Raw genomic sequence first — 23,099 nt, forward strand, 5'->3', positions numbered from 1 at the left:
AAAACACATGGCTTCATTCGCACTATTTTATTGGTAATTACAGGATATTAAAATAAATCTTCCATCGCTTCTTCCTTATCGAAAGTCTGACCAGGTTTAACCGTCAATACTTCTGTTTCGGAGACCGCTTTTTCAATCAAGGATTCAAAGTCGACGAAGCTTTCATAGTAATTGACTTTTTCACGTTTCGGTTTCGTTTTTGGGCTTGCCGGCGTAAAGACCGTACAGCAATCTTCGTATGGCAGATTGGATATTTCAAAAGTATCAAGCTCTCTTGCAATTTTGATGATTTCCGTTTTATCCATAGTAATCAGCGGGCGCAGGATCGGTGTATTCGTCACCTCATTGATGGCGAACATGCTGCTCATCGTCTGGCTCGCAACCTGTCCAAGGCTTTCACCGTTAATCAGTGCCATGGCTTCTTCCTTTTCACGAATTCGATCGGCGACCCGCATCATTAAACGACGGGTAGTAGTCATTGAGTAATTTTCCGGGATTTGTTTTTGAATCAATAATTGGATTTCCGTAAATGGAACGATATGCACTTTCATGCTTCCATTTATTTCGGCAAGCTTGCCCGCCAAATCAATGACCTTTTGACGTGAACGTTCGCTCGTGAACGGTGGGCTGTAAAAATGGATCGCTTCCACGTCCAATCCCCGTTTCATCGAAAGGAATCCCGCAACAGGGCTATCAATCCCGCCTGAAAGCATCAGCATCGCCTTTCCGCTTGACCCGAATGGAAGACCGCCTGCCCCCTGGATGATTTCACCTGTCAAATACACGGCTTCGCGTCTCACTTCCACTAGCAGGTTCAAATCGGGGTTCTTTACATCCACTTTTAAATCCTCTGTATTTCGAAGCAAATGCCCGCCGATTGCCCTGTTAATTTCATCGGTATTATATGGAAAATCCTTATCCGCGCGCTTTGTCGTGATCTTGAACGTTTTTACCTCGTCTAGAGTATGATTCAGGTAATACAGCGCTGCCGTTTTCATCACTTCCAGATCACGCTCTATTTTTATCGCAGGGCTTAATGACTGAATTCCAAAAATGCCTTTCAATCGGTCAATGACAGGCTTATGGTCCGCACCGTTAAGGAGAACGTACATCCGCTCCCGGTTGGCTGTAAGCACTACACCTTCAATATCTTTTAAACTCCAGCGGATATGTGCCTTCATTTTGTCTACAAAGCCTTTACGGTTTCTTTTTTTCGTGGAGATTTCTCCATAACGGATAATTATATGATCAAATTTCATTTTGCAACCCTCATTATTTTTTCTAAATTAGCGACTATTTTCTGTATCGCCGCCAGAACTTGCTTTGCTTCTTCCATTTCATTGCCATAGGTAGTACTGATTCGGATGACGCTTTCGGAACGAGCTGAATTATGGAACATTGCATCCACCGTTTTGCTTATCGTCCTTTTTTTCGAAGAACAGGCACTAGTTGTCGAAACATATATTCCTTCCGATTCAAGTGCATGCAGCAATACCTCGGATTTAAGTCCGGGAACGGAAAAATTCACAATATGGGGTGCCCCTTCTTCAGGACTGTTAACCAACACCCCGTCCATTTCCTTCAAACCTTTATATAAATAAGTTTTGATTTGCTGCAGCTTATCATGATACAGCAATTGATTGTTCATACTAATACGCAAAGCCTTCGATAGGGAGACGATTCCCGCAACATTTTCGGTGCCGCTCCTGATTTTCGTTTCTTGATTGCCACCATGGAAAAGCGGATCGACCCGAACGCCTTCACGAACATAAAGGATGCCCGTCCCCTTCAAGCCGTGGACCTTGTGGCCGGAAAATGTACATAAATCCACATTGGCATCACGCAATGATAAAGAAACTTTGCCTGCTCCCTGCACATTATCGACATGAAAGAGCACGTTTGGGTATTGTTTTATCAATTTGCCGATTTCAGCAATCGGCTGTATCGAGCCAACTTCATTATTAACATGCATGACGGAAACCAAAATGGTATCCTCCCTCAATGCATCCTTAAGGTCCGTTACATCAATTTGCCCAAAATCGTTAACGGGAAGATATGTGATCTCATAACCCATTTTCGTCAATGATTGGCATGCATCTTCTACAGAAGGATGTTCAATCGCTGTCGTGATTATGTGTTTGCCGCGATTTCCCTGAGAGTGTGCGGCCCCTTTAATGGCAAGATTATTTCCTTCCGTCCCCCCGGAAGTGAAATATATTTCCGAACTCTTCACCTTTAATAAATCAGCGATCTGCTTTCTTGCAGCGGAAAGCAGTTTTTCGGATTGCACCCCAAGTCCATGAAGCGAAGAGGGGTTCCCGAAATAGTCCGAAGTAACCTTCATGAATGATTCGATTACTTCGGGATATGGTTTTGTTGTTGCACTATTATCAAAATAAATCATGGGCTCACCTTCCATGTTTTTGTATCTATGATGGTCACTCTACTAAATATAAGTTTCAATGTTGCTGTTGCAACATCTAATATTAACATAATTGAATTTGAAAGAGAATGTAAAACACTGGTCAATGAATGATAGGAGAATTGCTTCTTTTTATTTCTCAGAATGATTTAAACTTCCCGCCTGTTTATTCACGGTACGTCCGATAAAAGAAAAAAACCCGCCATGGCGGGTTTTTTAGGAAAGGACTTCTTCTATGTTCGCCCCGATTTTTCGTAAACTGCCCGGGTCGACCTTTTCTATGGCCGTTGCTGCCGTTTCCAACGCTGCTTGATATTCATAGCTTCGGAATTTCGCTTCGGCTTCCCTTAGGCTCTCGGCAACCATATCGTGACTGCTTCGATAGCGATTTCCGAATTGGATCACCTTTTCGGCCAAATACATATGTTCGATCAATTCATGGGCTTTTTCGTGGACCCTATTCACCTGTTGAACCGCTTTTTCCAAATAAATATAAACAGCGGCCATGTCAAGCGGCTTTTCTTCAAGTTTCCCTTGAACGTCATCCATACTTTCTTTGGCATCCTGAAGCACCACTTTATACTCTTCTGGAAGACCTGGAATATTGCTTTTTGCAATTAAACGTCCAGTATCGACCATTTTCCGTTTCAATTCAGCCAGTGAATCCCTGGCATCCATTTCATCTTTCCGTAAAGCCTGTAATTTAATGGTGAAGTCTTTCTGATTTTCCTGTAATTCCTTCAACTGTACAGCCAGCCCCTGCATCTCTTCGCTGATAAGGGAGCTTGCCATCACATTATCCTCCATTTTCAAGACAAGCAATTGATGGCGTTTCGAAATCTGGGCAATCTGCTTTTCCATTTTCCGTTGTGCATCGAGCTCATTTTCCGTCAGATGATATGTGTGTTGAACATGTATGGTTTCAACTTTAAGTTTATCGTTTTCATATTCAAGGTCACTGATCGTTTTCCTGAGAACTTCATCATTTTTCAAGATATACTGTTTTGAAAGTACTTCTTTTTCCAAAAGGTCATAAAGCACCTCAATGCTTTCGCGCATATCTTTAATGCCTTTATCCACTGCTTCCGTTTCGGCATTTTCCAATTGTGTTTTATATAGTTCCAGTTCTTCCTCAAGCCGGGATATTTCCTGCTCGAATTGGATATGGCTCAACAGATACCCCTGTCCTGACATCTCCTCATAACCATCCTTCAATTCTTGAAGCTGGGAATGCAGCTCGGATTGGCTATCTACCAATAATTTCGGGAGCATTTCCATTTTAACTGACAGAACCGCCAATTTTTCCTGAATGGATAGAACAAGCTCCCTGGCATTCAAATAATTGCCGTTCACGGTCTCTTCGTCATACTTTTGAAGGATCTGCAATACCTCATCCAAGGTATTTTCCAGCTTATCAGCCGCTTTCCCGTAATTATGCCTGTGTGCAAGCAGGGATTTCTTCAATTGACGGTAGGATTCCTTGATATCCTCAATTTCCAATCGGTTTTTTTCCTCACTGCCTACAAGTTCATTCAGTTCGTATAAGATCTTTTTGATCATTTCCTCGATTTCATTCAGCTTGACTGTAATTTTGCGCTGTACTTCTTTTGATCGGCTGAAACGGTATTTATCGACGAATTCCTCGGCATCAAATAAAAGCTCTTCGACTTCCGGCATATGATCAGTAATGATGGCGTCCCATTCAATGCGCCAGTTTTCGAACATTTCCTCTGTTTCACCTGTCATGTTCAATTGTTTGACTTTAGAAAGCTCTTCCAGCACGGGGCGGTGCATGATGCTTATTTTCCAGGATTCCAGTCGATCGATTTCTTTAAAATATCTCTTTTTGAAAAAATAACCCCAAATGATGAAAATCAAAATTAATACAATTACCCCAATTATGTAATCCATGGTAAGCCCCCTGTTCTAGTCCTTACAGTCTTGCTCGTTTATATATCAATTTTAAAAATGTTAAATTTAATGCTTTTATGATACCATGTTAGCAATAATTTTTGACGAGAAAAATGTTTTTTTTGTAGAAAATTGCTACAAATACCTGTTTTTTGGGAGGGAAGGACCATGAAAGCTGACGGTCATGTGCACACTCCGTTTTGCCCTCACGGCTCTACGGATAAATTCGATGAATATATTACGCGGGGAATCGAGCTAGGCTTAAAGGAAATCACATTTACGGAACATGCTCCATTGCCACGAAATTTTCAAGATCCTACGCCTGAAAAAGACAGCGGCATGGACGCTGCCCTGCTCCTGGATTACTTTCAAGAGCTCCGCGTACTGAAAGAACGCCATAAAGACAAAATCCTGATCAAAACAGGTCTGGAGGTTGACTTTATAGAGGGTTATGAAAAAGAAACAAAAGAATTCCTCGACGAAATCGGAGAATTCCTTGATGATAGTATACTTTCCGTCCACTTCATCAAGCATCAAAGCAGTTGGCACTGCATCGATTTCAGCGAAAATGGGTTTGGTGAGATTGCCAATGAACTAGGTTCAGTGGAATCGGTGTATGCCAAATATTACGATACACTGGAAAAATCAATAATTACTGATTTAGGCATTTATAAACCAAAACGGATCGGGCATATTACGCTTGTCCATAAGTTCCAGCATCGATATCCGCCGGCTTCTGGTTTTGACGAGCGGGTTTACAAAGTGCTCGACATGATCAAAGAACAAAGGTATGAACTAGATTATAATGGAGCCGGGTATGTAAAGCCGCTATGCGGTGAACCATACCCTCCTGAACGGTTTGCAAAGCGTGCTTTCGATCTCGGCATTCCGCTTATTTACGGTTCCGATGCACATCAGGCTAAGGATTTGGGTCAGGGCCATCAGGCACTGATTGAAGGGTTCAATGGGTAACTCTGTATACACTTCAGCTCCGGCCCGCTAACAGTGGCTGCAGGTCTATGAAAAGGGTATCCTGCAAAAAACGTCCGACTTCATTGGCATAAATATTCGTGTAATAGGCTTCCTGCGGGAACACATGAAGCACATCCATCGCATAATGGGTATGCAGGACAGGGGCCGTCAATAAACCCTTCAACTGCAGCATATACATGGGAACCGAGACCTGCTGGAAACTCCTGCTCTTGATCCCCTGTTCCAAAATATATTGAAAATAAGACTTTTCCTTTGTAAAATAAGTCGAATGAATTTCACGATTTAAATTGGAATCGAGTGAAGATTCCCCATATATGAACCGTGCAGCAAGGAAGTTTTCCCTCTGGAAAGCGAGAATATCCTTTACAAGATTCATCAAGCAATGCTGCGGGCCTTCATGTTCCAGCAATGTCATGTTCGTCTCAAGGACCAGGATATACTCTTCTAAATAGGAAGTGAAACAGAATTCCAGCAACCCCTGCTTATTCTTGAAATAGTAGGCAATATTTGCAGCGTTCACTTTGGCTTTATTCGCAATATCCCGTATGGATGTAGCATGATAGCCTTTTAAATGAAATAAATGCAATGCTGCTTCCACAATGGCTTGTTTCGTTGGCGTCTGGCGATTCATTCAGGCAATCCCTCGCTTTCTTTGAGACAAGTCTTGTGGACTACTTCTTCACGGAAGAGCCTGAATCCTTTAGTAAGTTCTCGACAATTTTCCAACAATAAAGCAACATGATTAGAAAGTGCTGTAAAAATATGCGGAAGACAGGTGAACGCTTTTGTTTAATGTCGAAATGTATCAAGGAAAAAAAGAAAATAACTATGAACTGGTCCAAAAGCAACTTCTTGCCTTAATTGAAGATGAAACGAACCGGATAGCCAATTTAAGCAATGCGGCAGCTTTACTTAATCAGTTTCTTGATGAGATTAACTGGGTCGGCTTCTATTTATACGAAGAAGGCCAATTAATTTTAGGACCCTTCCAGGGTCTTCCAGCCTGTGTCCGCATTCCAATGGGCAGGGGCGTTTGCGGGACTTCAGCGGCGACTGAAAAAACCCTGCGCATAGAGGATGTCCACAAATTCCCTGGACATATCGCCTGTGATGCGGCATCAAGATCTGAAATTGTCATACCGCTCATGAAGGATGGCAATTTGATCGGTGTCCTCGATATCGACAGCCCGGTCACGGACCGTTTTGACGAAATGGATCAGCAAGGACTGGAGAAGTTCGCTGAAATCCTTTCCAGGCATCTATAAAGTTAAAGGGAGCGGCAATCCTTGCCTGCTCCCTTTTCCATTACAGGCCCCATGTACCGGTCCTTCCTGAATTCTTCCCAATATATAACGCCTCATCGGCCCATTTGATATTTTTCGCCATGTATTCATTATCTCATCATAACGCTTACAATGAAAAAACCTCACTAAAAATTGCATTTTTTAAATTTACCTGCTGCGATTCTCTTTATCTACTCCTTAATTAATCACAACTGTCCTTGACTCATTGAGCCAAATATTATACAATACTCTTTGTGTAAAATATTGCAGCCTATGTGACAGCCTTTATGTTCTCATTTTGTTCCTCAATACAGAGGTGTATCTCGTAACCCTCTGCTGCTAGGGCGAAGGTACATGAAAACAAAATGGTCATGATCGTATATTCACACGGTTTTTATTTTACCAAAATAAAAACATTTAAAGGAGGAGTCATCCTATGGCTCGTTATACTGGCCCAAGCTGGAAACTATCCCGTCGTTTAGGAATTTCCCTAACAGGTACTGGTAAAGAATTAGAAAAACGCCCTTATGCTCCAGGACAACATGGTCCTAACCAACGTAGAAAAATTTCTGAATACGGAATGCAACTACAAGAGAAACAAAAACTTCGTCACATGTACGGAATCACTGAACGTCAATTCCGCACAATGTTCGACCGCGCTGGCAAACTTAAAGGTGTACATGGTGAAAACTTCATGATTCTTCTTGAATCACGTCTTGATAACCTAGTTTACCGTCTTGGTTTAGCTCGTACACGTCGTCAAGCACGTCAACTTGTTAACCACGGTCACATCACTGTAGACGGAAGCCGCGTAGACATTCCATCTTACAAAGTGTCTCTTGGACAAACAATCGCAGTTCGTGAAAAATCACGTAACTTCTCAATCATTAAAGAATCAGTTGAAGCAACTAACTTCGTTCCTGATTTCCTTACTTTCGATGCTGAGAAATTAGAAGGTACTTTCACTCGTTTACCAGAACGTTCTGAATTGCCTGCTGAAATTAACGAAGCTCTTATCGTTGAGTTCTACTCTCGTTAATAACTTCAAAAACCCCATCCTTGGATGGGGTTTTTTTTGCACCTAAACACCCCTGCATGAGAAAACCCGGCTGTGATTCAGCCGGGCCTTGAACAATCATTTCACTAATGTATATTTCTTTTTGCCGCGACGAACTAGGATGAACTCCCCTTCAATCTTAGAAGCTTCCGTCACTACATATTGCAGATCAGTCACTTTCTCCCCATTTATGGAGATTGCCCCATTCTGAATATCTTCCCGGGCTTGACGCTTTGATGGCGAAATTTTCGCTTCAACGATTAAATCGACCAAACCGATATCTTCCTTGCTTTCACGTTCGAAGCTAGGGACATCTTTGAAGCCCAATTTGATTTCCGCCGCACTTAAATTCTTCACCTCTCCGCTGAATAGGGCGGCAGAGATTTTGATTGCCTGGTCAAGAGCTTCCTGACCATGAATCAAACGGGTCATTTCTTCCCCTAAAGCTTTTTGCGCTTTACGCAAATGCGGTTCGGACTGTACGGATTGCTCTAACTCTTCAATCACCTCACGAGATAGGAATGTGAAGAATTTCAGGTATTTCACGACATCAGCATCGGCTGTATTGATCCAGAATTGGTAAAATTCATACGGAGTCGTCTTTTCAGGATCAAGCCAAATTGCTCCGCCTTCCGTTTTACCGAATTTCGTTCCATCCGCTTTCGTTACGAGCGGGATCGTCATACCGAATGCTTTAGCATCCTCATCATTGGATTTCCGGATCATTTCCAGCCCAGTCGTAATATTGCCCCATTGATCACTGCCGCCAATTTGCAATTTACAGTTGTAATTGCTGTATAAATGGCCGAAATCAATTCCTTGTAAGATCGTGTACGCAAATTCAGTAAAGGAAATTCCCGTATCCAAGCGGGAAGCAACCGTATCTTTTGCCAGCATGTAGTTAATGCCGATGTATTTCCCGTAATCACGCAAGAACGTGACCATATCGATTTTACCTATCCAGTCATAGTTATTGACCATGACCGCACCATTTTCACCTTCGAATTCAAAGATGTGGGATAGCTGCCCTTTTATGCAGTCGGCATTATAGAGCACTTTTTCCAGAGTTTGCAGCTGGCGTTCCTCTTTTTTACCGCTTGGATCACCGATAAGTCCAGTCGCACCACCCACTAATACAATGGGACGATGGCCGTGCTGCTGGAAACGGCGCAATGTCAGGAATGGCAATAGATGTCCGATATGCATACTATCCGCAGTTGGATCGACACCACAGTATAAAGAAATTTTCTCTTTTTCTAAAAGGTTCTTAAAACCCTCTTCATCCGTTTGTTGATAAATAATCCCTCTCCATTCGAGGTCTTTAAGCAATTCCATTTAATATTCCTCCTCCATCTTAGAAAAAAACCGCAAAAAGCACACAAAAACGCCCCTTCATATATATGAAGGGACGAATGAATTCGCGGTACCACCCAACTTGAGGACATAATATGCCCTCCGCTCAAGACGAATAACGGTCGTCAACCGTTTCCTGCTACTAATCATTTCACAGCAAATGCTCCAGGAAGTAATTCATCATACTATTTGTACCGATTTCCACTAACCACCGGCTCTCTGAAAACAGGGATAGTCTGACTACTGGGTCCTATCATCGCGATCATTTAATCATTTTATTGTTGTTAATAAACTTTTATCATACATAAGAATCCTTGTCAACATACCCTTACAGATTATAGAAAAATAAGAAAGATGCCCTTTCCCCTACCTGTTGTATGCTATAATATATGTGATTTCAGGGGGTATGATACGATGAATAATCAAAAAGATAGATTTCTAACAGTCTGGAAGCAGCTGACCCGTTTTTTTCAAAATGAAAAAACACATAGGAACGCGCGGGTTACATACCAAGTCATTTGGAATTTAACGCTGATCCTCATTATTGTCGGGATTCTAGGATTCTCATTCGCCGGCGGCGTCGGAGCCGGCTATTTCGCTGCCCTCGTCAATGATGAGCCGGTACGCTCAAAAGAAGATTTGAAAAAAGACATTTACAATTATGAAGAGACCTCTGAAGTATACTTTGCTGATGAAGTATACTTGGGCAAGCTTAAGAGTGACCTTGAGCGTGAAGAAGTGTCCATCGATAAAGTTTCCGAGCATCTAAAAAATGCAGTCATCGCTACAGAGGATGAGTATTTTTATGAGCATGACGGGGTTGTCCCGAAAGCCATCCTGCGTGCCGTTTACCAGGAATTTTCGAATGCAACCGTCCAATCGGGAGGAAGTACATTAACACAGCAGCTCATTAAAAACCAGGTCCTGACCAACGAAGTATCGTTTGAACGGAAAGCAAAAGAAATCCTGCTTGCGCTCCGGGTCGAAAAATTCTTTGAAAAAGAAGAGATTTTGGAAACCTACTTAAACGTTTCCACTTTGGGACGAAATTCTTCAGGACGTAACATCGCTGGTGTCGAGTCCGCCGCTGAAGGTATTTTTGGCGTGGAGGCCAAAGATCTGACACTGCCCCAGTCTGCGTTTATCGCTGGATTGCCGCAGAGCCCTTTCGGATATACACCATATACCCAGAAAGGAAAACTGAAAGAAAATCAAGAGCCCGGCATCAACCGGATGAAAACCGTTTTAAAGCGGATGTATAGTAACGGATACATAACAAAAGAAGAATATGATAAAGCAAGCGCATACGACATAACAAAAGACTTTATCGGCAAAACGGAGATGCCATCCGAGAAATATCCATGGCTCACCTATGAAATCGAAAAACGCTCCATCGAAATCCTATCCGTCAGTCTGGCAAAAGAAGATGGATATGAAGAGAAAGATTTAAAGAATGATGATTTAAAAGCTCAATATCTAGCACTTGCCGATCGTAAGCTGCGGCAGAACGGCTATCAGATTTATACGACAATCGATAAAAAGATTTATGACAAGATGCAGGAAGTGACGAAAAACTATCCGAATTACGGATACGATAAAACGGCACAAGTCGTCGATCCTGATACGAAGGAAATGAAAACGGTGAGTGAGCCCGTTGAAGCAGGGGCCATTCTAATCGAAAATAAAACAGGAAAAATCATCAGTTTCGTAGGCGGCCGTGATTTCAAGCGGGAACAGACGAACCATGCAACCGCATCACTGCGATCGAACGGATCAACGATGAAGCCGCTGCTCGTATATGGCCCAGGGATCGAGTTAGGAAAGATCTCACCTGGAAGCGTATCGGCCAACGTACCCATTTCCATTCCAGCAGGAAAAATGTGGCGTCCAGGAAACTATGGCGGCGGTAGCTATACGGGAGTAACGACAGCGCGTGAGGCACTGAAGAATTCCTATAACATCCCGGCAGCGCTCTTTTACATGAAAATAATCAACCAAGGTCCAGCTTCCTATTTGGAAAAAATGGGCTTTACAACAGTGACGAAAGAGGATTACTCTAATCCTTCCATGTCATTGGGAGCTTTGTCAAAAGGTGTAACCGTTGAAGAAAACGTCAATGCATTTGGCACATTTGCCAATTCAGGGGAATTCGTCGATGCCTATATGATCGATAAAATCGTATCGAAAGATGGCGAGGTCATCTATGAACATAAAGTGAAACCAGAGGAAGTATTTTCTCCGCAAGCCGCTTACCTGACGCTTGATATGATGCGAGATGTCGTAAACAGCGGGACGGCCGCTTCGGTCAGGAACCGACTTGCATTCTCGAGCGATTGGGCAGGTAAGACCGGAACTTCACAAAATTATTGGGACGCTTGGTTCGTCGCTACCAATCCCAATGTATCATTCGGTACATGGCTTGGATATGACACACCAAAATCCTTGCAAGGGACCTATAATGGTCTTGAATATAATAAACGTAATATGTATTATTGGGCTGATCTGATCAATGCCGCATATAAAGTCGACCCAAAACTCATCGACCCCGATAAGCGATTTGAGATGCCGGGCGGAATTGTCAGCCGTTCCTTCTGTGGCGTTTCAGGACTGCTGCCTTCAAGTTCATGCCAAAAGGCCGGGCTTGTCAAATCGGATTTATTCATTGCCAAATATGCTCCATCCAAGGCGGATGATAGTTTCATAGATGGACAATATGTATCAGTCGGCAGCAAACGCTACGCAGCCCTTCCGCAAACGCCTGGCGAATTCACAAGCGGCGGGTTCATGTTGAATCCCGATTCCTTTGCAGATATCGGATTGAAATATGTCGATGACCCGGGATCCGTGATTCCTGGAGCCGAAAAATCAGGAAATGTCGTCGGGGCGACAGCGAAATTGAATGATAATGGAAAGGCACCAGATCCCCTATCCATAACGATCGGTAACGATAAGATTACATGGGGCTTGCATGATGAAGGAGATGTCGTCGGTTATCGTGTCTATAAAGACGGCAAGAAAGTGGCGAGCATCAATGCTGGGGAGAGCCTGGTTTATAAAGTCGGCTCAGGCGGTTCCTATTACGTAACGGCCGTAGACATAGTCGGCAAAGAATCAGCCCCTTCTCAACGTGTTGAAAGCGGCGCTAAAAAGACAGGTTCAAAAGAAGATTCCACAAAAACTAAAGATGATCGTGGAAAAGATAAAATAGCTAACGAAGATAAAAAACCAGACTCAAAAGAAGAGAACGGTTCAGATAAAGAAAAAGAACCAGAAAATGAAACGCAAACAGATAAAGAGCCAGCTCCAGACAAAGATCAAAACAAAGAGAATACAGATCAAGAAAATCAAGAGACCGACAATGAGCAAGACACAGTCAATGATAAAGAGCAAGACTCGGATAAAGCTGAAGAAGAGGAAGAATGACACTCTTTCTTGAACTAAAACAGGCTGTCGGGTTACCCCGACAGCCTGTTTCCTTATAAATCTCCCAAAAAGGCATCCATGGAAGTGACCATGGATGCCTTTTTCCTTCTCAATAATCAGTAAGACTAAGTTTCTCAATCCTCCATCGAGGATAAATCACCAGTTGGCAGATCAAGTTCCCAAGCCTTCAAGACACGGCGCATGATTTTACCGCTTCTTGTTTTAGGAAGTTTATCCCTGAATTCAATTTCACGAGGTGCCGCATGTGCCGCTAGACCATGCTTTACAAATGTACGAATTTCCTCAATCAATTCATCGTTTGCCTCGTATCCGTCACGAAGGGCGATGAACGCTTTGATAATTTCCCCCCGAACCGGATCCGGCTTACCGATGACCCCGGCTTCGGCTACGGCTGGATGCTCGACCAATTTGCTTTCCACTTCGAAAGGTCCGACCCTCTCCCCTGCCGTCATGATGACATCATCAACACGGCCTTGGAACCAGAAATAACCATCTTCATCCATATATGCGGAATCTCCGGAAACATACCAATCACCTGGCATAAAGTAAGATTCATATTTAGCCTCATTCTTCCAGACGGTCTTCATCATCGAAGGCCAGCCTTTCTTGATGGCAAGGTTCCCCATTCTATGCGGCGGAAGCTCGTTGCCTTGATCATCCACTATTGCCGCCTTCACACCTGGAATCGGTTTGCCCATCGAACCCGGTTTGATTTCCAGGCAAGGATAATTGCAGATGACCTGTGCCCCGGTCTCCGTCATCCACCATGTATCATGGATACGGTGATTGAATACCTTCATTCCCCAGCGCACCACTTCCGGGTTCAACGGTTCACCGACACTTAAAATATGGCGGAGAGAACTCAAATCGAACCGCTTAACGATTTCGTCACCTGCGCCCATCAGCATCCTGAAGGCAGTCGGGGCACTATACCAAACCGTGACACCAAAGTCCTCCAAGGTCTTGTACCAGGATTCAGGCTTGAACCGCCCGCCTACAATGACATTCGAGGTTCCTGTCAGCCAAGGTCCAAATATCCCGTAAGACGTCCCTGTCACCCATCCAGGGTCGGCTGTGCACCAATACACGTCCTCATCCTGCAAATCAAGAACCCATCTTGCCGTTTGATAATGCTGGATCATCGCATTATGAACGTGTAGCACTCCTTTTGGTTTGCCTGTGGAACCTGAGGTGTAGTGAAGAATCAGACCGTCATTCCGATCCACCCATTCAATTTCAAATTTTTTGTCGGCTTCTTTTAATTTTTTATTGAAGTTATGGTAATTTCCTTCTTCTTTTATATTTTCCCCCACCAAGAAAATATGCTTTAAATGGGGTAATTCATCCACCGGGACACGCGGCAAAAGTTCAGGTGTCGTCACTATCACACTTGCCTCACTATCTTCAAGACGATCCCTTATGGCGCCTTCCATGAAAGCTTCGAACAACGGCCCTACGACCGCTCCCGTTTTAATCGCACCCAACAATGCAAAATAAAGCTCCGGGGAGCGAGGCATGAAGATGAAAACACGATCTCCTTTTTCCACATTGGCAATGTTCTTGAACACATTGGCCGCTTGATTCGTATAATCTTTCATTTCCTTGAATGTATACTTTTCCTTTCTTTTATCGTCTTTGTAATAAAGGGCCACTTTATTCTTTTTGTATGTTTCGACATGGCGGTCAATGGCTTCATACGCAAGATTCACTTTACCGGTTTCAGACCAGGAGAATTCCTTTTCGGTCTCAGACCAGTCAAACTTATTGTATTTTTCATCATAATTCTTTAAATTAAAATTACCTTCCACTACTGGTAACGCTTTCACATTCATACGACAAACTCCCCCTTCATTCGGCTCTATATTTTCATTATAGTATAAGAATCGAATTATCTCAATTTTTAAAATATTGAATACTTCCATATTAGGGAAATCCCTTCTTGGTGAATTTTGAAAGTTACTGGTATATGGTTATGGTTAAGGTGAATGCATATGATGGCCGTGAAAGAAGAGGCACTGTAACAAAAGAGCCTTGAACTTTCTGAATTATGCCCCTCGTTTTCATGTATAATTTATGTAAGCTTTCCATTCAATCAGTTTTTAAAAGCAATGCTTCGTATACTCCGGAATGCGAGAGTGTAAGATTACTATATAACAAGGGTGGTGAAAGAATGGAATATAGTAAGACCTTTTACACCAAGGAACTGCAGACATTAAGCGGAACGCTCATCATCGAGGGGCCGTTAAGCGGCGAAAAAATGTCCGCTTATGAGTTTCACGAAGACTTGGTCGCCTTTCGCCCGCCTGCTTTGCAGCATAAAGCGTTAATAGAGATTGCAGACTTGCCTGAGGGCAGGATCTTTATCGCCCGTGAAAATGAAACAATCGTGGGTTATGTAACTTACTTATATCCCGATCCCTTGGAGCGCTGGTCTGAAATCAAGATGGAGGACCTGATTGAGCTTGGTGCAATCGAGGTCATCCCTAAATACCGGGGTGCCTCCGTCGGGAAAAACCTAATCCGCCTTTCCATGGAAGACGATTCGGTTGAAGACTTCATCATCATCACCACTGAATACTATTGGCATTGGGATTTGAAAGGGACAGGTCTGAATATTTGGGACTATCGTAAGGTCATGGAAAAAATGATGAGTGCCGGTGGTTTGGTCTACTTTGCAACAGATGATCCTGAAATCAGTTCCCACCCAGCCAACTGCCTGATGGCCCGTATTGGCAAAAGGGTCCCGCCGGAATCCATCCAGAAATTCGACCAATTGCGTTTTATGAATCGGTTTATGTATTAAAGAGGCGAGTAAGAGGAGGAAGGAAAATGATTGTTGAAACAATAATGAATGAGGATATCATCACCCTCACTCCAACGGATACAATCCATAGCGCTGTCTTGATCATCAAGGAGAAGCGAATTCGCCATATCCCCATTGTCGATGACAGCTTTCAACTTGTGGGATTAGTCAGCGACCGTGATATTCGGGATGCTGCCCCTTCTATATTCCGTACCGAAGAATACAAAAATGATTTACAAAAACCACTATCAAGCATCATGAAAACGGAAATAATCACGGGGCACCCGCTGGATTTCGTGGAAGAAATCGGGGCTGTTTTCTGTGATAACAATATCAGCTGCCTTCCAATCGTAAAGGGAAGGAAGTTAGTGGGCATCATAACCGGTTCTGATTTACTTCATTCATACGTTGAGTTGACTGGAGTCAATCAGCCCGGTTCCCAAATCGAAATCAGGATCCCGGATAAGGCAGGTTCCCTTCATGATATTGCCCATATTTTCAAAAGGCGCAATACGAATATCCTGAGCACCCTTGTTTATCCTGAAAAAAATGGAACCGACTATAAAATTCTTGTAATTCGTGTACAGACGATGAATCCATTTATGGTGGTGGAGGATTTGAAGAAAGAAGGCTATACCGTTTTATGGCCTAGTCTACCGGGGATTTCACATGAATGATACATCCCTTTTCGTTTATTCGGATGAACTCCTTACCTACAAATTCAACGATGAGCATCCATTCAATCAAAAACGGCTTAAACTCACGCTTGATTTATTAAAAAAACACCATGCCATCAATGATGATCAAATTATCAAGCCCAGAATGGCAACCGATGCAGAATTGGAACTGATCCATGATCACCATTATGTAAACGCTGTCAGGTTGGCGGGCCAGGGAAAGCTCCCCCCTGAAAAGGCTGTAAATTATGGGCTAGGAACGGAGGATACCCCTATCTTCCCCAAAATGCACGAAGCAAGTGCATTGCTTGTAGGCGGTACCTTGACGGCTGTGGATGCCGTCATGACCGGCCAGTCCCTGCACGCACTTAATCTTGGCGGTGGCCTGCATCACGGTTTCCGCGGGAAAGCCTCGGGCTTTTGCATTTACAACGATAGTTCGGTCGCGATTAAATACCTGCAAAAGAAATATGGGGCGCGTGTCTTGTATGTCGATACCGATGCACATCATGGTGATGGAGTCCAATGGTCATTTTATGATGATCCGGATGTATGTACATTATCCATCCATGAAACAGGTCGCTACTTATTTCCCGGCACCGGCAATATTAACGAGCGGGGCCAGGGAAAAGGCTACGGCTATTCATTCAACATCCCGGTCGATGCGTTCACTGAAGATGATTCCTGGCTCGAATGCTACAGGGCTTCCTTTAAAGAGGTCATTGAATTCTTCAAACCGGATGTCATATTAACGCAAAACGGAGCCGACTCCCATTATTACGATCCGCTCACCCATCTATCAGCCACCATGAAGATTTATAGGGAAATACCAAAGCTGGCCCACGAAATGGCCCATAAGTATTGCGAAGGACGGTGGATTGCAGTGGGCGGCGGCGGATATGATATATGGCGCGTCGTCCCGAGGGCTTGGGCGAGGGTCTGGCTTGAAATGACGAATAATGATATATCAGGTCCCTTATCAAAGGAATGGCTCGATTGCTGGCAGCCTGAGTCCCCTGTTCCCCTGCCGTATGAATGGGATGACATGGAGGATATATACGAACCCATTCCGAGGAAGCCTGAAATTACCGAGAAGAATGCCCTGACGCTTGAAAAGGTCCTTTATCCCATCAGGTCTAACAGGCAAACAACTAAAAGCAATGAACAAAGTTAACAAAAGATCGTTGAAAAACGATCTTTTTTGTTCGGGCAAATATTTGAGAAACAAAAAGAGAGTGCCCTCGGGACACTCTCCAAACCAGTTTATTTCGTTGATTGACGATTTTCAATCCGATGTGGCAGGATCACTTTTTCAAGACCTTCCTCCACTTGTTCTTTATTCATCAACTTTGTAAGAAGCCTCATCGCAACAGCACCAATATCATATAAAGGTTGAACGATCGTCGTGATTTGCGGACGCACCATCAATGTCAATCTCGTGTTATCGAAGCTGATCACTTCAAAGTCTTCCGGTACATTAAACCCTTTGTCCTGAGCGGCATGGACAATTCCAAGCGCCATTTCATCAGCACCGGCGATGAATGCTGTCGGTCTGTCTGCAGCTTCCAGGTACTTTTCAAAAGATTCAATTCCTGAATCATATGTATAATCACCTTCAACGACATAACTTTCATCAAATGGAAGCCCAGCTTCTTTCAATCCCCGTTTATAACCAGTCAATTTCATTTCATTAATCAGCGCCGAAGGGTTTCCGCTTACAAAAGCGATATGCTTGTGGCCTTTTTTAGCGAAGAAGGTCACTGCGTCGAATGCCGCCGCCTCATAATCAATATTGACAGATGGAACTTGTCCGCTATCATCCACCGAACCTGCCAGAACGATTGGAACAGGTGAATTCTTAAACTCTTTGACATGCTCATCAGAAATGTTGCCGCCCATGAATACGATACCATCCACTTGTTTTCCAAGCATCGTATTCAGCAAATGGAATTCCTTATCTATATTCTCATCAGAACTGCTTAGAATGATATTGTATTTATACATGGTGGCTATATCTTCTATGCCCCGTGCCAATTCGGCAAAAAAGATGCTTGAGATATCCGGGATGATGACCCCGACTGTAGTCGTTTTCTTTGAGGCAAGTCCCCTTGCCACTGCATTGGGACGATACCCTAACTTCTCAATCACATCTGAAACTTTCTTCCTTGTTGCAGGCTTTACATTTGGATTCCCGTTAACTACGCGGGAAACGGTGGCCATGGAAACATTCGCCTCACGCGCCACATCATAAATGGTTATATTATTCATTCATCCATTCCTCCATTTCTTTCATTTTCCCCATAAAAGACCCGAATTATTTCGGAAAAAAATCTTTTATGCGTTTTTCTCTATAAGGAAGATTATTTTAGGAACGATCTGCCTAACAAAAAATGCAGTCCTACTCTCTTCTCAGTCAAATATTCAATACCCTATTCAAGTATAAAATTCACATAGATATCACTTTATGTATGACTCAATCTTCCGAACAGTTCTCATTCTTGTTATTTATCATACGATAGTCGAATCTTTCCTGCAATCCAATAGTGCTCATTTCGAAGCTTTTTCTGCAAAAACTAGTATTTTACCATTAAAAAAAGCCCTTGCCAAGTTGGTAAGGGCCGTAAATAGATCATTTAAAGACTTTCTTAGCTTATACAGTTACCCAGTTCAAACGTTTAATTTCTTCGTAGAATTCATCAAATTGTTTGAAGTCCATTTGCTGTGCAGAATCCGATAAAGCAACGGAAGGATCTGGATGCACTTCAGCCATAACACCGTCAGCACCGATTGCAAGAGCCGCCTTAGCCGTAGGAAGCAGTAGATCGCGACGTCCAGTTGAATGCGTTACATCAACCATGACCGGTAAATGAGTTTCTTGTTTTAAAATCGGTACAGCAGAGATATCAAGTGTATTTCTTGTTGCTTTTTCGTAAGTACGGATACCGCGCTCACAAAGGATGATGTTGCCATTGCCCTGCGACATGATGTATTCCGCTGCATGAATGAACTCTTCAATCGTTGCAGCCAGTCCACGTTTTAAAAGAACTGGTTTATTTACAGCACCTGCCGCTTTTAGCAAATCGAAGTTTTGCATGTTGCGCGCCCCGATTTGGATGACATCGATATGATCGATCGCCGCTTCGATATCGTTGGCACTCACGATTTCACTGATTACAGCCAAGCCGTATTCATCAGCAACACGTTTAAGTATTTGTAATCCTTCCAAACCAAGCCCTTGGAAGTCATATGGAGATGTACGTGGCTTAAATGCACCGCCGCGCATCAATTTCAAACCTTTAGCTTTAATGACTTCCGCCACCGCAGCTGTCTGTTCATAAGATTCAACGGCACATGGTCCGAAAACGAAGCTAGGGATCCCGTTACCGACCAATTCACCCTTAATGTCGATGATAGTGTCTTCAGCCTTTTGCTTTCTCGATACAAGAAGCGTTTTCTTCTGATCATCTTTTTGTAGCTCCAAGCCCAATTTAAAGATTTCTTTGAAAATATGTTTAATCGAACCAAGATCAAGCGGTCCTTGATTATTGGCTTCGATAAGATCCAGCATTGTTCTTTCACGGACCGGATCGTAACGGTTTACACCTTGTTTTTCTTTAACGCGACCAATTTCCTGTACAAGTTCAGCACGTTGATTAATAAGATGTAATAACTGAAGGTTCACATCATCCAGTTGATTACGAAGTCCATCAAGCTCTTTGTTGCTCATTACAAATCCATCCCTTCGTTTTTTAAAATAGAAATCGGTTCAGCGGACTCAAACTAATAAAATCCCATCTGGATCCACCCCGATTGTTTTATCAATGAAAAATTTAGAATATTTCATGTATGATAAAATCAATTATAAATGAAGTGCCCATAAATGTCACTATATTTTTCTTTAATAATTAAACGCTTTTAAGCATTAAAGTTATAAATGCATAAAATCAGGTGTTACACATGCAGAAAAAACGATTTAGACTGAATATTGGAACAATCCGTTGTAGGAATTATATTGGAAATAGAACAAGAAAGCTATAATTTAATTGATATTTTATCTCAAAGAGCATTGGACCATGATCAAATCGTCTGCCACTTGAACAGGAAGGGCCTTTAAAGAAAGGTTCCCCTGGAGATCGTTTAAAAATCCTATGGAAATAATAAAAGGCCGGAACCCTTGCCAAAGGGATCCGGCCTTCATGAATCATTCTGTGATGGCCTTGCTCAATGAATCATATGTAATACGCCAATGAGATTCATTCCAGGCCGGTTTTCCACTTTTAAAAAGGATGGCCTGAGGTGATTGATGTTTGATATCAAATGTTTCTGCCACATAATTGGATAGTGGACGAGCTTCCTGAACGGCTAAATAGGCCGTTTTAAGTTGTTCATTCTCTATGATGTACCTCTCATATTGCTCAAATGCTTCAGCACTGACCGGGCATGTTACGCTATGCTTGAAAAGCAGGAATGTATCCTCTTTTAGAAGCTCATTGAATTGTTCTTCTGTTTCGATTTTGCTCATGACCATAATACAGTCTCCTTTCCTTGTCCATATAAATTTTACCATCAAAAAGGCGATGAAGCCATTGAAGCACTTCACCGCCTTATTCTTCATCCGTTTATGCCTCTTCATCCGCATTAAAGGAATTCAAGGAATATTATTTCTTTAGATTATTCTCTGTTTCATCAAATGCCTTTTTCGCTTCATCTAGTTTTAATTTTGCCGCATTCTTATTTCCGCTTGTAGGATCTGCAGGATTATTTTTCGAGTCATTGCCGTTAGCAAAGTTCGTTTCGACGGATACGATAGGAGAATCGGAAGTTCCGGTTACATCAATATCCTTATTGCTTGAATTCGTCGTATCATCAGCCGCGTCGCCGTTTTCTTTTCCCGTTTTTAGGTTTTTCACTTTATTGACGATATTTGAAGATTTATTGGAAACGATTTCCGTGACAGAGCTTGTTTTTTCTTTTGCAGTATCAGCAAGGGATGCACCTTTTTCCATCGCCGTCTGTCTTAATCTTTCTGTTTTCTCTGAAATGTTTTTAGCTTGTTCATTGAAGTCATTCCTTAATTCCTTGCCTGCTTTCGGGGCCATGAACAATGCTGTAGCCGCTCCGATCATCCCGCCGATCAAGGCGCCGATCATAAAGTCCTTCGAATTGATCGAGTCGCGTTCGTCCTCATATGATTTCTGATATTCCTTTGTCGCGAATTCTTTTTGAGTCATAATACATTCCCCTTTCAATTTTCAGTTCATTTTTTTAACTAGCTTTTAAGATCTAGAACGTAAAAACCTCTTTTTAGGCAGGTTATCTGTTTCCAGCGCTTCCCTTTCTAACTCCGCCCTTTCGGTTGGGGTCGGGGCAGCCTGTTTGCTTCTGGACTTCCATTTGTCCCTTATCTCCATGGCTACATTGCTCCATTGTACAATTTGTGAGATTCGGTCTTGATTATTATCAATCTCAGCCTGCACTTTATGGGAAACCTTTTGGATGGAAGAATTGAAACTAGAGATGGATGTACCTACATCCTTCACGGCATCCACCACAGTGTTCAGGTTTTCTGACTTATGCTGCAAATCTTCAGCCAACGTATTCGTTTTATGTAATAACTGAGTAGTTTCCAGCGTTATGCCTTGCATTTGGCTCTCTAATCCTGTCAGCGTCCGGGCCACACTGTCCAGGGTAGTTTGAAGTGATGTCAGTACCTTTGTCAGGAAAATGACAAGTACCAAAAAAGCTATCGCTGCAACAGCAGCACTTACGTATAAAATGATCTCCATTGGAACACCTCCGAAAAAATTCGACTTATTTAATAGCTGTTAGATATTAATTACCCCTTCCCTATTATTATAAACGTATTTATTTTTTCAATATACCCTATCTAACCCTAATCTGGAAATATTGTTGTCTCCATCCAGTTCTTCGGTGAACTTCATGGGTGACACTTATCGCAGGAAATCGGGTATGATAGAAAAGATAAGTCGAATTTAAACAATGGAGGTATTTTTTATGAAAGATCCCAGAATTGTAACATTGGCCAAAAACTTAATCAATTATTCCGTGAAGCTTCAAAAAGGTGAAAAAATCTTGATCGAAAACTTTGGTTTGCAGCGTGAACTTGTTAACGCACTTGTGAATGAAGCCTATGCAGCAGGTGGTTACCCATTCGTCCTTTTAAAGGATCACCAAGTGGATCGTGCCTTGCTGATAGGTGCCAAAGAAGAACAGTACAAGCTGATGGGTGAGTTTGAAGCAAACGTAATGAACCAGATGGATGCTTATATCGGGCTTCGTGCCGGGGATAATATCAATGAACAATCCGATGTCCCTTCAGAGAAGATGGCGATTCATGGACAGACAGTCGGTAAAGTACATAGAAATATCCGCGTGCCAAAAACAAAATGGGTCGTACTTCGCTACCCGACAAATTCCATGGCCCAATTAGCCAAAATGAGCACAGAAGCATTCGAAGACTTTTATTTCGAAGTCTGCAACCTCGACTATGGCAAAATGAGCGCAGCAATGGACAACCTTGTTGAATTGATGGATAAAACGGATAAGGTCCGCTTAACTGGGCCCGGTACGGACTTAACCTTCTCCATCAAAGACATTAAAGCCATCAAATGTGCGGGTGAGCTGAACATTCCTGACGGTGAAGTATATACGGCTCCGGTTAAAGATTCCATCAATGGAGTGATTTCGTATAATACTCCGTCCCCTTATCAGGGTTTTACTTTTGAAAACGTGAAGTTAACATTCAAGGATGGGAAAATCGTTGAAGCGGTTGCGAATGATACGGAACGCATCAACAAAATTTTTGATACTGATGAAGGCGCACGATATGTCGGTGAATTTGCAATTGGTGTAAATCCTTATATTCTACACCCGATGCAAGATATCCTCTTTGATGAAAAAATTGATGGAAGTTTTCATTTCACTCCCGGACAATGCTATGATGATGCCTTTAACGGAAACCATTCAGACATTCACTGGGACCTGGTAAATATTCAGCGACCTGAATATGGCGGCGGGGAAATCCATTTTGATGACGTCTTGATACGTAAGGACGGACGCTTCGTTTTACCGGAACTGGAAAATTTAAATCCAGAAAATTTAAAATAACGTAAAAACCAATAAAAAAACGACCGAC

19 protein-coding genes and 1 other annotated feature are annotated in these 23,099 nt (G+C 42.7%); of the genes, 8 read left to right on the forward strand and 11 right to left on the reverse strand.

Translation table 11 applies throughout. The features are described from left to right. Positions 1 to 47: 47 nt before the first annotated feature. The 3 genes from thiI to ezrA form a co-directional block, all read right to left on the reverse strand. A complete protein-coding gene (gene thiI, locus ACIQZD_RS04010; protein WP_402898439.1) occupies positions 48 to 1,259 on the reverse strand; it encodes a tRNA uracil 4-sulfurtransferase ThiI in 1,212 nt (403 codons plus the stop codon). Beyond that, on the reverse strand, positions 1,256 to 2,404 hold the full coding sequence (locus tag ACIQZD_RS04015) for a cysteine desulfurase family protein (protein ID WP_402898444.1): 1,149 nt from the start codon (positions 2,402 to 2,404) through the stop codon (positions 1,256 to 1,258). The genes thiI and ACIQZD_RS04015 overlap by 4 nt, the downstream gene beginning before the upstream one ends. Before the next feature lie 234 nt (positions 2,405 to 2,638). Continuing rightward, the gene (gene ezrA, locus ACIQZD_RS04020) at positions 2,639 to 4,333 is read right to left on the reverse strand and encodes a septation ring formation regulator EzrA (protein ID WP_402898447.1); all 1,695 of its coding nucleotides are present in this window, start codon (positions 4,331 to 4,333) and stop codon (positions 2,639 to 2,641) included. A 168-nt stretch (positions 4,334 to 4,501) separates the two neighbouring features. Between ezrA and hisJ the strand changes: the two genes are divergently transcribed. Beyond that, the gene (gene hisJ / locus ACIQZD_RS04025; protein WP_402898450.1) at positions 4,502 to 5,305 is read left to right on the forward strand and encodes a histidinol-phosphatase HisJ; all 804 of its coding nucleotides are present in this window, start codon (positions 4,502 to 4,504) and stop codon (positions 5,303 to 5,305) included. A 13-nt stretch (positions 5,306 to 5,318) separates the two neighbouring features. On the opposite strand, the gene refZ is transcribed toward hisJ, so the two are convergent. Further along, positions 5,319 to 5,957 carry a forespore capture DNA-binding protein RefZ gene (gene refZ / locus ACIQZD_RS04030; RefSeq protein ID WP_402898452.1) on the reverse strand — a complete coding sequence of 213 codons (639 nt, stop codon included), beginning with the start codon at positions 5,955 to 5,957 and terminating at the stop codon, positions 5,319 to 5,321. 154 nt (positions 5,958 to 6,111) lie between these two features. Between refZ and ACIQZD_RS04035 the strand changes: the two genes are divergently transcribed. Beyond that, positions 6,112 to 6,591: a GAF domain-containing protein gene (locus ACIQZD_RS04035; protein WP_402898455.1), complete on the forward strand. Its 480-nt coding sequence runs from the start codon at positions 6,112 to 6,114 to the stop codon at positions 6,589 to 6,591. 454 nt (positions 6,592 to 7,045) lie between these two features. Further along, on the forward strand, positions 7,046 to 7,648 hold the full coding sequence (gene rpsD / locus ACIQZD_RS04040; protein ID WP_137018135.1) for a 30S ribosomal protein S4: 603 nt from the start codon (positions 7,046 to 7,048) through the stop codon (positions 7,646 to 7,648). Positions 7,649 to 7,744: 96 nt separating this feature from the next. Here the strand turns inward: rpsD and tyrS are convergent, their stop codons facing one another. After that, positions 7,745 to 9,001, reverse strand: coding sequence for a tyrosine--tRNA ligase (tyrS, locus tag ACIQZD_RS04045; RefSeq protein WP_137018134.1), 1,257 nt, complete (start codon positions 8,999 to 9,001; stop codon positions 7,745 to 7,747). Between the two features lie 66 nt (positions 9,002 to 9,067). After that, positions 9,068 to 9,285: a binding site (T-box leader), on the reverse strand. A 148-nt stretch (positions 9,286 to 9,433) separates the two neighbouring features. On the opposite strand from tyrS, the gene ACIQZD_RS04050 reads away from it, so the two are divergent. Then, the gene (locus tag ACIQZD_RS04050) at positions 9,434 to 12,442 is read left to right on the forward strand and encodes a transglycosylase domain-containing protein (RefSeq protein WP_402898460.1); all 3,009 of its coding nucleotides are present in this window, start codon (positions 9,434 to 9,436) and stop codon (positions 12,440 to 12,442) included. Between the two features lie 134 nt (positions 12,443 to 12,576). On the opposite strand, the gene acsA is transcribed toward ACIQZD_RS04050, so the two are convergent. Then, complete coding sequence (acsA, locus tag ACIQZD_RS04055) at positions 12,577 to 14,295, reverse strand: acetate--CoA ligase (protein ID WP_402898463.1); 1,719 nt, start codon at positions 14,293 to 14,295, stop codon at positions 12,577 to 12,579. A gap of 338 nt (positions 14,296 to 14,633) precedes the next feature. Here acsA and ACIQZD_RS04060 point away from each other — a divergent pair, with 338 nt between their 5' ends. The 3 genes from ACIQZD_RS04060 to ACIQZD_RS04070 are packed head-to-tail and all read left to right on the forward strand — an operon-like array spanning position 14,634 to position 17,117. Continuing rightward, positions 14,634 to 15,266: a GNAT family N-acetyltransferase gene (locus tag ACIQZD_RS04060; protein ID WP_034309235.1), complete on the forward strand. Its 633-nt coding sequence runs from the start codon at positions 14,634 to 14,636 to the stop codon at positions 15,264 to 15,266. 26 nt (positions 15,267 to 15,292) lie between these two features. Continuing rightward, positions 15,293 to 15,943 (forward strand): acetoin utilization AcuB family protein, encoded by a 651-nt coding sequence (locus ACIQZD_RS04065; protein ID WP_214748659.1) that lies wholly within the window; start codon positions 15,293 to 15,295, stop codon positions 15,941 to 15,943. Continuing rightward, positions 15,936 to 17,117: an acetoin utilization protein AcuC gene (locus tag ACIQZD_RS04070; RefSeq protein ID WP_402898468.1), complete on the forward strand. Its 1,182-nt coding sequence runs from the start codon at positions 15,936 to 15,938 to the stop codon at positions 17,115 to 17,117. Before ACIQZD_RS04065 ends, ACIQZD_RS04070 begins: the two co-directional genes overlap by 8 nt. 89 nt (positions 17,118 to 17,206) lie before the next feature. On the opposite strand, the gene ccpA is transcribed toward ACIQZD_RS04070, so the two are convergent. From ccpA to ACIQZD_RS04095, 5 genes are all read right to left on the reverse strand, one after another. Further along, the gene (ccpA, locus tag ACIQZD_RS04075) at positions 17,207 to 18,211 is read right to left on the reverse strand and encodes a catabolite control protein A (RefSeq protein ID WP_402898471.1); all 1,005 of its coding nucleotides are present in this window, start codon (positions 18,209 to 18,211) and stop codon (positions 17,207 to 17,209) included. Positions 18,212 to 18,593: 382 nt separating this feature from the next. Beyond that, on the reverse strand, positions 18,594 to 19,670 hold the full coding sequence (locus ACIQZD_RS04080) for a bifunctional 3-deoxy-7-phosphoheptulonate synthase/chorismate mutase (protein ID WP_101222960.1): 1,077 nt from the start codon (positions 19,668 to 19,670) through the stop codon (positions 18,594 to 18,596). 474 nt (positions 19,671 to 20,144) lie between these two features. Further along, complete coding sequence (gene ytxJ, locus ACIQZD_RS04085) at positions 20,145 to 20,471, reverse strand: bacillithiol system redox-active protein YtxJ (protein WP_402898475.1); 327 nt, start codon at positions 20,469 to 20,471, stop codon at positions 20,145 to 20,147. Positions 20,472 to 20,601: 130 nt separating this feature from the next. Further along, positions 20,602 to 21,174, reverse strand: coding sequence for a YtxH domain-containing protein (locus ACIQZD_RS04090; protein WP_402898478.1), 573 nt, complete (start codon positions 21,172 to 21,174; stop codon positions 20,602 to 20,604). Between the two features lie 45 nt (positions 21,175 to 21,219). After that, positions 21,220 to 21,729, reverse strand: a complete 510-nt coding sequence (locus tag ACIQZD_RS04095; RefSeq protein ID WP_214748672.1) for a DUF948 domain-containing protein — start codon at positions 21,727 to 21,729, stop codon at positions 21,220 to 21,222. 229 nt (positions 21,730 to 21,958) lie between these two features. On the opposite strand from ACIQZD_RS04095, the gene ACIQZD_RS04100 reads away from it, so the two are divergent. Continuing rightward, positions 21,959 to 23,071, forward strand: coding sequence for an aminopeptidase (locus ACIQZD_RS04100; protein ID WP_402898481.1), 1,113 nt, complete (start codon positions 21,959 to 21,961; stop codon positions 23,069 to 23,071). Positions 23,072 to 23,099: the final 28 nt, after the last annotated feature.

The sequence above is a fragment of the Peribacillus sp. NPDC096447 genome (assembly GCF_044762725.1).
GTDB lineage: Bacteria > Bacillota > Bacilli > Bacillales > DSM-1321 > Peribacillus.

Coding starts and splice junctions, on each gene's coding strand:
- ACIQZD_RS04015 (WP_402898444.1), bottom strand. CDS start 2,404: ATGATTTATTTTGATAATAGTGCAACAACAAAACCATATCCCGAAGTA.
- ytxJ (WP_402898475.1), bottom strand. CDS start 20,471: ATGGTCATGAGCAAAATCGAAACAGAAGAACAATTCAATGAGCTTCTA.
- ACIQZD_RS04095 (WP_214748672.1), bottom strand. CDS start 21,729: ATGGAGATCATTTTATACGTAAGTGCTGCTGTTGCAGCGATAGCTTTT.
- acsA (WP_402898463.1), bottom strand. CDS start 14,295: ATGAATGTGAAAGCGTTACCAGTAGTGGAAGGTAATTTTAATTTAAAG.
- tyrS (WP_137018134.1), bottom strand. CDS start 9,001: ATGGAATTGCTTAAAGACCTCGAATGGAGAGGGATTATTTATCAACAA.
- ACIQZD_RS04090 (WP_402898478.1), bottom strand. CDS start 21,174: ATGACTCAAAAAGAATTCGCGACAAAGGAATATCAGAAATCATATGAG.
- refZ (WP_402898452.1), bottom strand. CDS start 5,957: ATGAATCGCCAGACGCCAACGAAACAAGCCATTGTGGAAGCAGCATTG.
- ACIQZD_RS04080 (WP_101222960.1), bottom strand. CDS start 19,670: ATGAGCAACAAAGAGCTTGATGGACTTCGTAATCAACTGGATGATGTG.
- hisJ (WP_402898450.1), top strand. CDS start 4,502: ATGAAAGCTGACGGTCATGTGCACACTCCGTTTTGCCCTCACGGCTCT.
- thiI (WP_402898439.1), bottom strand. CDS start 1,259: ATGAAATTTGATCATATAATTATCCGTTATGGAGAAATCTCCACGAAA.
- ACIQZD_RS04065 (WP_214748659.1), top strand. CDS start 15,293: ATGATTGTTGAAACAATAATGAATGAGGATATCATCACCCTCACTCCA.
- ACIQZD_RS04100 (WP_402898481.1), top strand. CDS start 21,959: ATGAAAGATCCCAGAATTGTAACATTGGCCAAAAACTTAATCAATTAT.
- ccpA (WP_402898471.1), bottom strand. CDS start 18,211: ATGAATAATATAACCATTTATGATGTGGCGCGTGAGGCGAATGTTTCC.
- rpsD (WP_137018135.1), top strand. CDS start 7,046: ATGGCTCGTTATACTGGCCCAAGCTGGAAACTATCCCGTCGTTTAGGA.
- ACIQZD_RS04050 (WP_402898460.1), top strand. CDS start 9,434: ATGAATAATCAAAAAGATAGATTTCTAACAGTCTGGAAGCAGCTGACC.
- ACIQZD_RS04070 (WP_402898468.1), top strand. CDS start 15,936: ATGAATGATACATCCCTTTTCGTTTATTCGGATGAACTCCTTACCTAC.
- ACIQZD_RS04060 (WP_034309235.1), top strand. CDS start 14,634: ATGGAATATAGTAAGACCTTTTACACCAAGGAACTGCAGACATTAAGC.
- ezrA (WP_402898447.1), bottom strand. CDS start 4,333: ATGGATTACATAATTGGGGTAATTGTATTAATTTTGATTTTCATCATT.